The 12,939-nt window shown below is 63.0% G+C and carries 10 protein-coding genes and 1 pseudogene; 5 read left to right on the forward strand and 6 right to left on the reverse strand.

Annotated features, from left to right (window positions below; translation table 11 throughout):
• Positions 1-81: 81 nt before the first annotated feature.
• From AC0L2B_RS09595 to AC0L2B_RS09610, 4 genes and pseudogenes are all read right to left on the reverse strand, one after another.
• Positions 82-879 carry an FAD binding domain-containing protein gene (locus tag AC0L2B_RS09595; RefSeq protein WP_473745107.1) on the reverse strand — a complete coding sequence of 266 codons (798 nt, stop codon included), beginning with the start codon at positions 877-879 and terminating at the stop codon, positions 82-84.
• A gap of 183 nt (positions 880-1,062) precedes the next feature.
• The gene (locus AC0L2B_RS09600) at positions 1,063-3,414 is read right to left on the reverse strand and encodes a xanthine dehydrogenase family protein molybdopterin-binding subunit (protein ID WP_473745108.1); all 2,352 of its coding nucleotides are present in this window, start codon (positions 3,412-3,414) and stop codon (positions 1,063-1,065) included.
• A 110-nt stretch (positions 3,415-3,524) separates the two neighbouring features.
• A complete protein-coding gene (locus AC0L2B_RS09605) occupies positions 3,525-4,019 on the reverse strand; it encodes a (2Fe-2S)-binding protein (protein ID WP_091598300.1) in 495 nt (164 codons plus the stop codon).
• 265 nt (positions 4,020-4,284) lie between these two features.
• Positions 4,285-4,714: pseudogene (locus tag AC0L2B_RS09610) on the reverse strand (nuclear transport factor 2 family protein).
• 295 nt (positions 4,715-5,009) lie between these two features.
• Here AC0L2B_RS09610 and AC0L2B_RS09615 point away from each other — a divergent pair.
• The gene (locus AC0L2B_RS09615) at positions 5,010-6,089 is read left to right on the forward strand and encodes an FIST N-terminal domain-containing protein (protein WP_473745109.1); all 1,080 of its coding nucleotides are present in this window, start codon (positions 5,010-5,012) and stop codon (positions 6,087-6,089) included.
• A gap of 8 nt (positions 6,090-6,097) precedes the next feature.
• Positions 6,098-7,438 carry an ATP-binding response regulator gene (locus AC0L2B_RS09620; protein ID WP_473745110.1) on the forward strand — a complete coding sequence of 447 codons (1,341 nt, stop codon included), beginning with the start codon at positions 6,098-6,100 and terminating at the stop codon, positions 7,436-7,438.
• A gap of 110 nt (positions 7,439-7,548) precedes the next feature.
• Here the strand turns inward: AC0L2B_RS09620 and AC0L2B_RS09625 are convergent, their stop codons facing one another.
• Positions 7,549-8,232 (reverse strand): response regulator, encoded by a 684-nt coding sequence (locus AC0L2B_RS09625; RefSeq protein WP_023803603.1) that lies wholly within the window; start codon positions 8,230-8,232, stop codon positions 7,549-7,551.
• A gap of 157 nt (positions 8,233-8,389) precedes the next feature.
• On the opposite strand from AC0L2B_RS09625, the gene maiA reads away from it, so the two are divergent.
• Together maiA and AC0L2B_RS09635 are read left to right on the forward strand one after the other, a co-directional pair.
• Positions 8,390-9,040, forward strand: a complete 651-nt coding sequence (gene maiA / locus AC0L2B_RS09630; RefSeq protein WP_473745111.1) for a maleylacetoacetate isomerase — start codon at positions 8,390-8,392, stop codon at positions 9,038-9,040.
• Positions 9,041-9,212: 172 nt separating this feature from the next.
• Positions 9,213-10,253, forward strand: a complete 1,041-nt coding sequence (locus AC0L2B_RS09635; RefSeq protein ID WP_473745112.1) for a zinc-dependent alcohol dehydrogenase family protein — start codon at positions 9,213-9,215, stop codon at positions 10,251-10,253.
• A gap of 206 nt (positions 10,254-10,459) precedes the next feature.
• Here the strand turns inward: AC0L2B_RS09635 and AC0L2B_RS09640 are convergent, their stop codons facing one another.
• Entirely contained in the window at positions 10,460-11,323 is an 864-nt protein-coding gene (locus tag AC0L2B_RS09640) for a DMT family transporter (protein ID WP_473745113.1), read from the reverse strand.
• A gap of 106 nt (positions 11,324-11,429) precedes the next feature.
• On the opposite strand from AC0L2B_RS09640, the gene AC0L2B_RS09645 reads away from it, so the two are divergent.
• On the forward strand, positions 11,430-12,833 hold the full coding sequence (locus tag AC0L2B_RS09645; protein ID WP_473745114.1) for an aminotransferase-like domain-containing protein: 1,404 nt from the start codon (positions 11,430-11,432) through the stop codon (positions 12,831-12,833).
• Positions 12,834-12,939: the final 106 nt, after the last annotated feature.

Raw genomic sequence — 12,939 nt, forward strand, 5'->3', positions numbered from 1 at the left:
CTGCCCTACTGCCCTACTGCCCTACTGCCCTACTGCCCTACTGCCCTACTGCCCTACTGCCCTACTGCCCTACTCCCTCCTTCAGCCGTTGGCGGCGGCCACCGCGCGCTTGGCCATCACCACGATCAGATTGGCGCGATAATCGGCCGAGGCGTGGATGTCGCTCATCAAATCATTCGCCGGCACTTTCACTCCGTTGAGGGCGGCGGCGTCGAAATTCGTGGCAAGCGCCGCCTCGATTTCCTTCGAACGAAAGACGCCGCTGTCGCCGGCCCCAGTCACGGCAACGCGGACTCCATCCGCACCGTTGGCCACGAACACACCGACGATCGCATAGCGCGATGCCGGATTGCGGAACTTTTCATAGGCCGCCTTGGCCGGCGCGGTGAAGGTCACTGCGGTGACGATCTCGCCGTCCTCCAGCGCCGTTTCGAACAGCCCCGTGAAGAATGCGTCGGCGGCGATCTCGCGCTTGTTGGTGACGACGGTGGCGTCGAGGGCCAGAAGTGCCGCCGGATAATCGGCGGCGGGGTCGTTGTTGGCGATCGAGCCGCCGATTGTGCCCTTGTAGCGCACCGCCGGATCGCCGATCCGGGACGCCATATGGGCGAGAGCCGGACACGCGTTGTTCAGCTTCTCGTCGCTGGCGACATCGTGATGCGTGGTGGCAGCGCCGATGGTGACGGTCTTGCCCGACACCTTGACGCCTTGCAGTTCCTTGATCCGCGACAGGTCGACCAGGTCGGAAGGCGCGGCAAGCCGCGTCTTCATCGCCGGGATCAGCGTCATGCCGCCCGACAACAGCTTTGCATCGCCGCTCTTGAGCAGCTTGGCGGCATCGGCGACCGAGGCGGCGCGGTGATAGTTGACTGGGTACATGGGATTCTCCCGTGCGAGATAGTGAGTAGTGAGTAGTGAGTAGTGAGTAGTGAGTAGTGAGTAGTAGTTAGTAGTTAGTAGTTAGTAGTTAGTAGTTAGTAGTTAGTAGTGAGGTGCCGCCTTAGCGAAGCGCTTCTATTCACTATTCACTATTCACTATTCACTATTCACTACTCACTCCTTTCAGTGTTTCGTTGTCGCCCGGATCGCTGCCCAGACCGTGGACGGCGATGCCGGCATGGCGATATCGGTGATGCCGATGGCGTCGGTGATGGCGTTGATCACGGCCGGCGGCGAGCCGATGGCGCCGGCCTCGCCGCAGCCCTTGATTCCGAGCGGATTGCCCGGGCACGGCGTGTTCGAGGTCGAGACCTTGAACGACGGCAGGTCGTCGGCGCGCGGCATGGCGTAGTCCATGTAGCTCGCCGTCAAAAGCTGACCGCTGGCATCGTAGCGCGTACCCTCCAGCAAGGCCTGGCCGATTCCCTGGGCGACGCCGCCATGCACCTGGCCTTCGACGATCATCGGGTTGATGATGTTGCCGAAATCGTCAGCCGCGACGAACTGGACGACCTCGGTCACGCCGGTCTCGGGATCGATCTCGACCTCGCAGACATAGCAGCCGGCCGGGAAGGTGAAGTTCGACGGATCGTAGAATGAGGTCTCCTTCAACCCCGGCTCCATCCCGCCGGGCAGGTTGTGGGCGGTGTAGGCAGCAAGCGCCATCTGGAACCACGGCACTTGTTTGTCGGTGCCGGCGACCTTCAGGGCGCCATTTTCGATGACGATGTCGCCCTCGTCGGCCTCGAGCAGATGGGCGGCGATCTTCTTGGCCTTGGCCTCGACCTTGTCGAGCGCCTTGGCGACGGCCGACATGCCGACGGCGCCCGAGCGCGAGCCGTAGGTGCCCATGCCCATCTGCACCTTGTCGGTATCGCCATGGACGATCGAGACGCTGTCGATCGGCACGCCGAAGCGCTGGTTGACCAGCTGGGCGAAGGTCGTCTCATGGCCCTGGCCGTGGCTGTGCGAGCCGGTCAGCACCTCGATGGTTCCGGCGGCGTTGACGCGCACCTCGGCACTTTCCCAAAGGCCGACACCCGCTCCAAGACTGCCGACCGCCGCCGACGGCGCCAGCCCGCAGGCCTCGATATAGCAGCTCATGCCGATGCCGCGCAGCTTGCCTCTGCTGGCGGCGTCGGCCTTGCGCTGGGCAAAACCGGCATAATCGGCAGCGGCCATCGCCGCGTCCAGCGAAGCGGCATAATCGCCGGCATCATAGTTCATGATGACCGGTGTCTGGTGCGGGAACGAGGTGATGAAGTTCTTTCGGCGAAGCTCCGCCGGAGACACGCCCAGCTCGCGTGCGGCGGTCTCCATGGTGCGTTCGAGCAGATAGGTGGCCTCCGGCCGCCCTGCCCCGCGATAGGCGTCGACCGGCGCGGTGTTGGTGTAGACGGCGCGCACATTGGCGTGGATCGCCGGGATGTCGTACTGGCCCGACAACAGCGTCGCGTAGAGATAGGTCGGCACGCAGGACGAGAACAGCGACATGTAGGCGCCGAGATTGGCGATGGTGTCGACCTTCAGCCCGGTGATCCTGTTGTCCTTGTCGAACGCCATTTCGACCGTCGAGACATGGTCGCGGCCATGGGCGTCGGTGAGAAAGCTCTCGGTGCGGTCGGCCACCCATTTGACCGGCACGCCGGTCTTCTTCGAGGCCCACAGGCAGACGATTTCTTCCGGATAGATGTAGATCTTCGAACCGAAGCCGCCGCCGACATCCGGCGCGATGACGCGCAGCTTGTTTTCCGGCGCGACATTGTAGAAGGCGCTCATCACCAGGCGCGCGAGATGCGGGTTCTGCGAGGTCGTCCAGCAGGTATAGTGGTCCTCGGCCTTGTCGTAGTGACCAAGCGCTGCGCGCGGCTCCATCGCGTTGGGCACCAGCCGGTTGTTGACGATCTTCATGCGGGTGATGTGGGCAGCCGCCTTGATTGCCGCGTTGGTCGCCGCGCTGTCGCCGAGCTCCCAGTCGAAAATCAGATTGCCGTCGGCTTCCGGATGGATCTGTGGCGCACTCCTTTCGAGCGCCTTGGGAGCGTCGACGACTGCCTTCAGTTCCTCGTAGCTGATGTCGACCGCTTCGGCCGCGTCGCGCGCCTGCCCCTTGGTCTCGGCGACCACGACGACCACCGCGTCGCCGACATAGCGGACCCTGTCGAAGGCCAGCGGCGACCACGCCCCCATCTTCATCGGCGAGCCGTCCTTGGAATGGATCATCCAGCCGCAGATGATATTGCCGATGCCGTCGGCCTTGAGCTCCTTGCCGGTCAGCACGCCGATGACACCCGGCATGGCCTGGGCTTTTTTGACATCGATCTTCTTGATCTCAGCATGCGCGTGCGGACTGCGCACGAAGGCCGCATGCTTCATGCCGGGAACCACCATGTCGTCGACATAGCGCCCAGCGCCGGTAATGAACCGCTTGTCTTCCTTGCGCGCTACACGAGCGCCAACACCTTCAATGCCCATCGCAGAAATTCCTCCCGAAAAAGTAGGGGAATAGGGGAGTAAGGCAGTAGGGCAGTAGGGATTTGAGCCGAATTCCCCTACTGCCTTACTGCCCTACTCCCTTACTGCCCTCATGCAGCTTGCTTGTCCTTGCCCTTCGAAGACATCGTCTCCGATGCGGCGAGGATCGCCTTCACGATGTTGTGGTAGCCGGTGCAGCGGCAGATATTGCCTTCGAGCTCGGCCCGCACCGTGGCCTCGTCGAGGCCTTCGGGATGGCGGTTGACCATGTCGGTCGCCGCCATGATCATGCCCGGCGTGCAGAAACCGCATTGCAGGCCGTGATGCTCCTTGAACGCCGCCTGCATCGGATGGAGGTCGGCGCCGTCAGCCAGACCTTCGATGGTCACGACGCTCGACCCGGAGGCTTGCACCGCAAGCATCGTGCAGGATTTTACCGCCTTGCCGTCGACATGGATCACACAGGCGCCGCATTGCGAGGTGTCGCAGCCGACATGCGTCCCGGTCAGGCCGAGATTCTCCCTCAAGAAATGAACCAGAAGCGTCCGGTCTTCGGCAGCGCCGCTGACCCGCTTTCCGTTCACCGTCAATGATATCTCCGACATGAAACCTCCCTGGGTGCTACCTTGGTCGTTTTTTGGCGTCGGTGGTGCCCGAGCCCTCCATCTGTCCGCTATTCTTATACCGCATAAAGCACGGGAAATAGTGCCGCGGAATGCCGAGATTGCGAGAATGCAGTTCGGCCGAAAATCCGCCTATTGTACTTTCGGTCACGCAAAGACAGGCAAACGGCCGAGCGAAGCGAAACCATGGTCGCCTGGCGATGCCGCCTGCCGGCCATCAGCGGCAATGGTGCTGGCCAGGCCGATTTCAGCCGATGCCGTGCTTTCTGAGAACCTCCTGCTCGTCGCCTGACACCCAGCCAAATATTTTAGGCTCCCGCCAGTTTCTGCACGAGGTAGTGGACGTCGAAATCGATCGTGACGTCGGTTTGGCCTTTGCGCGCAAAGATCGACGTCCAGGCGACGTGGGCAACGCAATGATGCTCGTCTATCGGCGAAATGCCAACATCGCGTATTCGCATCTCCTTGGTGCCGATCGCTCGATAGCGAGCATAGCCTTGTTCCATAGCCTGCTTGAGCTGGTCGTCGTTCTTCCCGACCATGACGCCGGCAGGCGACGCTGCAATGAAGGCGGAAGCATAGACCGACGTGACTTCGTCCATGTCGGCATCACCGGCGAGGGATTTCCGGAAAAGCCGCTCGTAGCGTTCGAATAGCTTCCTGACCTGGGCGTCCATGGATAACTCCCTTCCGCTGTGGTTTTGGATCTGACGTTTCTGAGCGCCGATGCTGTCAAAAACAGCAGAAAATTCAATTCCGTCATGTTGGCTCATTGCCAAAGTAGCACTTGAAGACAACAATGGTTTCGACGCCGGCGCGACAGGAGCACAAAAAAACAGCCGCGCACAAAAAGAGCGTCGGAGGAAATAGAGGAGGAAGCCGCTGGCCAGTTCACGGACGCGCTATGCATGCGGCCTATCGGTTCTCACCACCGACGAACCCGACGCGGATGCGTTCGCGCGGGCGGTGGCAGTGGAAGCCGCGGCCATCGACGCTGGATTTGCCCTGCTGTTTTTCTCGCAAAGCCTGCTTGAGGCAGTCGCCCTTTCGGAAGCGCTGAACAACCACGCGCCGGCACTCCGCTATGCCGGCTGCTCGACGGCCGGCGAGATTACGCCCAAAGGCCTGGAGGACGGCCAGGTCATGGCCATGCTGCTTCCCTCCGCATCTTTTTCGGCAGCCAGCACCATGGTCGAAAATCTGTCGTCATCGAGCATGGACGGGATCACCGGCGAAGTCGAGGCGCTGAGGCGTTCGTTACGCGGCCGCGTCGGGCACGAGCGAGCCGACACCACTTTCGCGCTCTGCCTGATCGACGGGCTGTCCTATGCCGAGGAAGCGGTCACCTCCGCCATCCATTGGGGGCTCGACGATATTCCACTGATCGGCGGGTCGGCCGGCGATGATTTGAAGTTCGAGACGACGCGGCTGATCTCGAACGGCAAGGTTGCCTGCGACTGCGCCATCATCGTGCTGATCACCACGGAAATTCCTTTCCACGTGTTCAAGACCGACAATTTCGTCCCCACCGACGAGAAGCTGGTGGTGACCGCGTCCGATCCCGATCACCGCACCGTGCGCGAATTCAACGCCACCAATGCCGCCGAGGAATATGCCGCCTCGGTCGGCGTCATCCCGCAGATGCTGACGCCGCTCAGTTTCGCTTCGCACCCGGTGGTGGTGAAAGTCGGCGGCGAATTTTACTGCCGCTCGATCCAGAAGATGCACGCGGACGGCTCGCTGTCGTTCTTCTGCGCCATCGACGATGGCGTCGTCCTGTCCATCGCCCGACCCAAGAACATGGTTGAATCGACGCGTGCCGCCTTTAGGGATGTCGAGGACAGGCTTGGCGGCATCGACATGATCCTCGCCTTTGACTGCGTGCTGCGCAGGCTCGATGCGCGCAACCGCCAGGTCTTCCGGGAGATGTCGGAACTCTACAAGGTCAACAACGTCATCGGCTTCGGCACCTATGGCGAGCAGTACCGGTCGATGCATCTGAACCAGACGTTCACGGGCATCGCCTTCGGAGAGCGGCAGGCGGCGGAGTAGGAGGTTTTATGCCGCTCAGGGACATCAACGACCTGGAGAAGCTGAAGAAGATCAACGCAGCCCTTGTCAGCCGCGTCGAGCGCTCGATGGATCAGCAAGGCAACGCGTTCTCGCTGTTCCAGACCGCGATTTCGCTCGAGAATCGAGTGCGTACGCGCACCGAGGAACTGCACTCGACACTGCGTCGATTGGAACAATCCAACATCGATTTGAGCGCGGCCAAGGAAAACGCCGAACTGGCGAACCTGTCCAAGACCAGGTTCCTGGCAGCCGCCAGTCACGACGTGTTGCAACCGCTGAACGCCGCGCATCTCTCCGTCTCGGCGCTGGCCGAAGTGCAGACCAGCGACGAAGGCAAAAAACTGGTCCGGCAGGTCGAGCGCTCGCTGGAGACGATGGAGGATCTGCTCCGCACCCTGCTCGACATCTCCAAGCTCGATGCCGGCGTCGTGCAGCCCGATATCGGCGACGTCAGCCTGGAGGTGCTGTTTTCGTCGCTGCGCTCGGATTTCCTGCCGGTCGCCGAATTGAAGGGCCTGACGCTGAAATTCCGGCCGGTCAACGCCGTCGTGCGCTCGGACCGCACCTTGCTGCGCCGCATCCTGCAGAACATCCTTTCCAACGCGCTGCGCTACACCCGCTCCGGCGGCGTGCTGGTCGGCACCAGGCATCGCGGCGACACGATCCGCATCGATGTCGCCGATACCGGCTGCGGTATCCCCGACGACCAGCGCGAGGCGGTGTTCGAGGAGTTCCACCGCGGCACGTTCCCGACCGATGCCGGGCTAGCCGGCGGTGGGCTGGGACTGGGCCTGGCCATCGTGCGCCGCATCGCCGCCGCACTCGGCCATCCCGTGACGTTTTCGTCGAAAGTCGGGCACGGCACGATTTTCCACATCGACGTTCCGGTCGGGATCGGCGCCAGCGTCGATGCCATTGCCAGCAGCGCCGACATGGAGCGGCCGCGCGGCTACGGTCTGTTCGGCACGAAGGTGCTGCTGGTCGAGAACGACGTCGAGGTGCTGCAGGCGATGACATCCCTGCTCGAGCGCTGGCAATGCCTGGTGCGCCCCGCCACCTCGACCGATGCCGCGATCGAGATGCTCGGCGATACGGACTGGGTGCCGGACATCGTCATCGCCGACCAGCATCTCGACGGCGGCGACCTCGGCACCACCACGATCGCCGAGGTCCGCGATTATCTCGGCCGCGCCGTGCCGGCGCTGATCGTCACCGCCGACGGTTCGGAGACCGTCGCCAAAGCCGCCCGCGCCGCCGGCATCGAGCTGATGCGCAAACCGCTGAAACCGGCGCAGCTGCGCGCCCTGCTGGCGCATCTCTTGGCTTGATCCCAAAGACGTTGGCAGAAGACCGCGAGCGACAGGAAAATGGTGCACTGTCACCGTGATTTCGGAAAAGGTAAGTTCTCGGTGACGTTTATTCACCCTAACGGGTGCGCCTAAAACCCCGCCTGGCCGCGAAACAGCTCGGCACTGTCGAGCTTCGAAACCTCGATGACGGCTTGCGTCCGGCTGTAGACGTTGAGTTTGCGCAGGATCTCGGAGACATGCGCCTTGACGGTGGTTTCGCCGACCTGCAGCTCGTAGGCGATCTGCTTGTTGAGCAGGCCCTGGCGCAGCATCTGCAGCACCCGCAATTGCTGCGGCGTCAGTTTGGCAAGCCGCTGCACCATCTCGGCGCGGTCGGTGCTGTCGGCGTCCGGCGGCTGGCCCTCATAGGTTTCGGGCACGTAGATCGCGCCTTCCATCACCGAGCGGATGGCGGCGGCCAGGTCGCTCTTGCGCGCCGATTTCGGGATGAAGCCGGCCGCGCCATAGGACAGCGCCTCTGAAATGATCTTGGGCTCCTCATGCCCCGAAACGATGACCACCGGCAGGCGCGGATAGCGGGTCCGAAGCTGCAGCAGTCCGTCGAAGCCATGCACGTCCGGCATGCTGAGGTCGAGCAGCGCGAGATCGAACGGCTTGGCGTCCGCCAGAAGCTCAAACGCCTCGGTGATCGAACGCGCCTCGACAGTGTCGACGTCCGGATAGGCCATCTGCACAGCGCTGTGCAGCGCCTCGCGAAACAGCGGGTGGTCGTCGATGATCAGAAACCGGGCGCGATCGTTGACTGCGGTCATGGCGTTCGTTTCAATTCAGGGCAGGATAGAATAGCCCAGCGACCATGGCCAGATTATTGGCAAATAGTACATCGCCATCGCTGGCCGAAGGGCGGAGATGGCAATTTCCGGACGACCATGCCTTGCCCGGTCGTCCAAATCGGCCGAATGTGCAGGAATGAGCGACCTCGTCCTGCATAACTACTACCGCTCCTCCACCTCCTACCGGGTGCGGATCGCACTGGAGATGAAGGGCCTGACCTACCAATATGTGCCGCATCATCTGCGCCACGGCGAGCATCTCGAGCCAGCCTATCTCTCGGTCAATCCGCAAGGACTGGTGCCGGCGCTGATCCTGGGCGACGGCACGCTGCTGACGCAATCGCTGGCGATCATCGAATTTCTCGACGAGACCAGGCCCGAACCGCCGCTTTTGCCGCAGGACGCGCCTGGCCGGGCCCGCGTCAGGATGCTGGCGCAGATGATCGCCTGCGACATCCATCCGGTGAACAACCTGCGCGTGCTGACCTCGCTGCGCACGCTGTTCGGCGCCGGCGACGAAGACGTCGCCAACTGGTTCCGCCACTGGGTGAACGAAGGCTTTCAGCCGCTTGAAAAGATTCTTGTTTCATCGCCTGAAACAAAAACGTTCTGCCATGGTGACACGCCGGGGCTGGCCGACATCTGCCTGGCCGCGCAGGTCACCAGCAACGCCCGTTTCGGCGTCGACCTGACGCCCTATCCGACGATCGCACGGATCCACGCCGCCTGCATGGCGCTGCCGGCCTTCCAAAGGGCCGCACCCGAGAACCAGATCGATGCCGAGTAGAGCAAGTTGGATTAGGGTGTTTGAGATTCAGGTCAGGCCGAGCCGAGAATGGTGGTTTCCGAGAACCGGAGCGGAGCGTACTTTTGGGTACGTGAGCACCGGAAGCGCAGGAAACCGCCGTTCGCACGCCGGCATCACCTGAATATCAACACATCCTAATGAGGAATTGCCGATGAAAGCCGTTGTCTTCGAAAAATTCGGCGAGGTGCCGACGATCCAGACTGTTGCCGATCCGGAGCCGGCACTGGGCGGCGTTGTCATCAAGGTCGAGGCGACCGGGCTCTGCCGCAGCGACTGGCATGGCTGGATGGGCCACGACGACGGCATCCGCCTGCCGCATGTGCCGGGCCACGAGCTTGCCGGCGTCGTGGTGGCCGCCGGCAGCCAGGTGACCCGCTGGAAGACCGGCGAGCGCGTCACCGTGCCGTTCGCCGTCGGCTGCGGCCGTTGCTTCGAATGCAGCTCCGGCAACCATCAGGTCTGCGAGCACCAGACCCAGCCCGGCTTCACCGGCTGGGGCTCGTTCGCCGAATATGTCGCCATCGACCATGCCGACACCAATCTGGTCCGCTTGCCGGACGAGATGGAATTCGCCACCGCCGCCAGCCTTGGCTGCCGCTTCGTCACCTCGTTCCGCGCCATTGTCGACCAGGGCCGGGTGACGCCAGGCGAATGGGTGGCCGTGCATGGCTGCGGCGGCGTCGGCCTGTCGGCGATCATGATCGCCAGCGCCATGGGCGCCAACGTGATCGCCATCGACCTGACCGACGAGAAGCTGGACTTCGCCAAAAAAATCGGCGCGGTGGCGACGATCAATGCCGCCAGGACGCCGAACGTGGTCAAGGCGGTCAAGCAGATCACCAATGGCGGCGCGCACATGTCGATGGACGCGCTCGGCCATCCGACGACCTCGTTCAACTCGATCGCGAACCTGCGCCGGCGCGGCCGCCATGTGCAGGTCGGGCTGATGCTCGGCGATCACGCCAGGCCGCAGATCCCGATGGACAAGGTGATCGCCTTCGAGCTCGAAATCCGCGGCAGCCACGGCATGCAAGCCTACCGCTACCAGGCGATGATGGAGATGATCCGTACCGGCAAGCTGAAACCCGAATTGCTGGTCGGCAAGCGGATCAGCCTCGATGAGGCGCCCGCGGCCTTGATGGCGATGGGCGGCTTCGAAGGCATCGGCATCGGCGTCGTGACGAAGTTCTAGCCGTGCGGCTCTCCCTTCTCCCCTTTTGGGAGAAGGTGGCCGCCCACGGGTCTTGCCTCCGGCAAGCCCGAGGACAGGCTCCGCGGCCGGATGAGGGGTGCTCCAGCTTGGCACCGACAGCACTCCGGCCAGCACCCCTCTTCCGTCTCGGCGCTGCGCGCCAATCCACCTTCTCCCACAAGGGGAGAAGGAAGAAGGGCCGCCGCCTATCTCGAATATTTCTTCGCACCGACCACGCAGAGCACGACGGCAGCGGTGACGGCGATCATGGCGGGGCTGACTTGCTCGTGCAGCAGCATTGCCGCTAGGCCGAGGCCGAAGAAAGGCTGCAGAAGCTGCAACTGCCCGACCGCGGCGATGCCGCCTTGCGCCAGTCCGCGATACCAGAACACAAAACCGATCAGCATGCTGAACAGCGAGACATAGGCGAGGCCGATCCAGGCGGCCTTGCCGACGTTTTCGATCGACGGTGGCATGGTGATGAGCGTCAGCGCCAGCATGACCGGCAGCGACAACACCAGCGCCCATGAGATCACCTGCCAGCCGCCAAGCTTGCGCGACAGCGTGGCGCCTTCCGCATAGCCCAGTCCGCACACGATGATTGCCGCCAGCATCAGCATGTCGCCAAACGGCGAGGCCGAGACGCCTTGGGTCACTGCAAAACCGGCAACAAGGGCGCTGCCAAGACATGAAAACAGCCAGAAAGCCGGTTTGGGGCGATCGCCGCCGCGAATGACGCCGAAGATCGCGGTCGCCAGCGGCAACAGGCCGATGAAGATGATGGAATGGGCCGAGGTGACGTGCTTGAGCGCCAGCGCGGTCAGCAGCGGAAAGCCGACCACGACGCCGAGCGCGACGATGGCCAGCGACAACAGATCCTGCCGTTCCGGACGCTTCTGGCGAAAAACGAGCAGAAGCGCCAGGCCGAGGATGCCTGCCGTGGCAGCGCGGGCGACGGTCAGGAAGGTCGGATCGAAATCCATCACCGCAACCCGCGTTGCCGGAAGCGATCCGCTGAAAATCAGTACTCCTACGAATCCGTTGATCCAGCCGCCCGCCGTCTTGTCCATCGCATGCTCCTGATGTTCTCGCCCTCTATCGGGCCGGACCTATGGCGCCGCCAGAGACAATGAAGTACAGTTCGACAAAACTGTCATGGTAGATTGAGCAGTACGGATGGACGAGCAGACGACGGCAAATGTGGGCAGCGGGACGCTTGTCGAAAGCGTCATGGCGACGATCAGGCACAGGATTGCCGCGCGCAGCCTGACACCGGGAACACGATTGCCTTCGATCCGGGGTTTCGCGAAAACCATGCAGGTTTCGAAATCCACAGTGGTCGAAGCCTATGAGCGTCTTGCCGCAGAAGGCATCATCCGCTCGCGTCCAGGTTCGGGCTTTTATGCCGCCGGGCCGCTGGCTCCCTTGTCGCTGGCCGAGATCGGCCCCAGGCTTGACCGTGCCGTCGATCCGCTCTGGGTTTCGCGCCAGTCGCTGGAAGCCGGCGACGGCGTGCTCAAACCCGGTTGCGGCTGGCTGCCGGCCGCGTGGATGCCGGAGGCCGGATTGCGCCGGGCGCTACGGACAATGGCACGCGGCGATGATGTCACGCTGACCGATTACGGCACTCCGCTCGGGCTGCCGCCGCTGCGTCATCTGCTCGCACGGCGCATGGCAGAGCACGGCATCGAGGCGTATCCCGACCAGATCATGCTGACGGAATCGGGCACCCAGGCCATCGATCTCCTGTGCCGGTTCCTGCTGGAACCGGGCGACACGGTGCTGGTGGACGACCCCTGCTATTTCAACTTCCATGCCCTGTTGCGCGCTCATCGGGCCAAGGTGGTCGGCGTTCCCTACACGCCGTCGGGACCGGATATCGAGCTGTTCGCGCAGGCGCTGATCGATCACCGGCCGCGCCTCTACATCACCAATTCCGCGCTTCACAATCCAACGGGTGCAATTCTGTCGCCGGTCGTCGCCCACCGATTGCTCAAGCTCGCCGACCAATCGGATCTGACGATCATCGAAGACGATATCTTTGCCGACTTCGAACACACCCCGGCACCCAGGCTGGCGGCGTTCGACGGTCTTGGTCGCGTCGTCCATATCGGCAGCTTCTCCAAGACGCTTTCGGCGTCGGTGCGCTGCGGCTTCATCGCGGCTCCGCGCGACTGGATGGAAGGGCTGACCGACCTCAAGATCGCCACGTCCTTCGGCAGCGGCAGGCTTGCCTCCGAACTGGTGCTGACGCTGCTGAAGGACGGCAGCTATCGCAAGCACGTCGATTTGCTGCGCACGCGGCTTTCACGCGCCATGGCTGAGACAGGCAGCCGCCTGAAGGCGATCGGCATCATGCCGTGGATCGACCAGCCGACCGGCATGTTCTTGTGGTGCAGACTGCCGGAAGGCGTCGATGCAGCGGAAATAGCCCGCCGCGCCCTGTCGGCCAATGTCGTGCTGGCGCCCGGCAATGCGTTCAGCCTGTCCCAAACCGCCAGCCGTTTCCTGCGCTTCAACGTCGCGCAGTCGGCAGACGAGAGAATTTTCAGGACGCTCGAAGAGGCGATGTCGCGTTGATTTTCCCGCACTGCCCTTCTCCCCTTGTGGGAGAAGGTGGCCTCGCGAAGCGAGGTCGGATGAGGGGTGATCCAGCTTGGCACCAACAGCACTCCGGCCAACACCC

The organism is Mesorhizobium sp. WSM4815, assembly GCF_055811575.1.

Bases quoted from the DNA above. Each gene is read 5' to 3' on its own strand.
- AC0L2B_RS09595 (WP_473745107.1), bottom strand. From the start codon at position 879: ATGTACCCAGTCAACTATCACCGCGCCGCCTCGGTCGCCGATGCCGCC.
- AC0L2B_RS09600 (WP_473745108.1), bottom strand. From the start codon at position 3,414: ATGGGCATTGAAGGTGTTGGCGCTCGTGTAGCGCGCAAGGAAGACAAG.
- AC0L2B_RS09605 (WP_091598300.1), bottom strand. From the start codon at position 4,019: ATGTCGGAGATATCATTGACGGTGAACGGAAAGCGGGTCAGCGGCGCT.
- AC0L2B_RS09620 (WP_473745110.1), top strand. From the start codon at position 6,098: ATGCCGCTCAGGGACATCAACGACCTGGAGAAGCTGAAGAAGATCAAC.
- AC0L2B_RS09625 (WP_023803603.1), bottom strand. From the start codon at position 8,232: ATGACCGCAGTCAACGATCGCGCCCGGTTTCTGATCATCGACGACCAC.
- maiA (WP_473745111.1), top strand. From the start codon at position 8,390: ATGAGCGACCTCGTCCTGCATAACTACTACCGCTCCTCCACCTCCTAC.
- AC0L2B_RS09635 (WP_473745112.1), top strand. From the start codon at position 9,213: ATGAAAGCCGTTGTCTTCGAAAAATTCGGCGAGGTGCCGACGATCCAG.
- AC0L2B_RS09640 (WP_473745113.1), bottom strand. From the start codon at position 11,323: ATGGACAAGACGGCGGGCGGCTGGATCAACGGATTCGTAGGAGTACTG.
- AC0L2B_RS09645 (WP_473745114.1), top strand. From the start codon at position 11,430: ATGGACGAGCAGACGACGGCAAATGTGGGCAGCGGGACGCTTGTCGAA.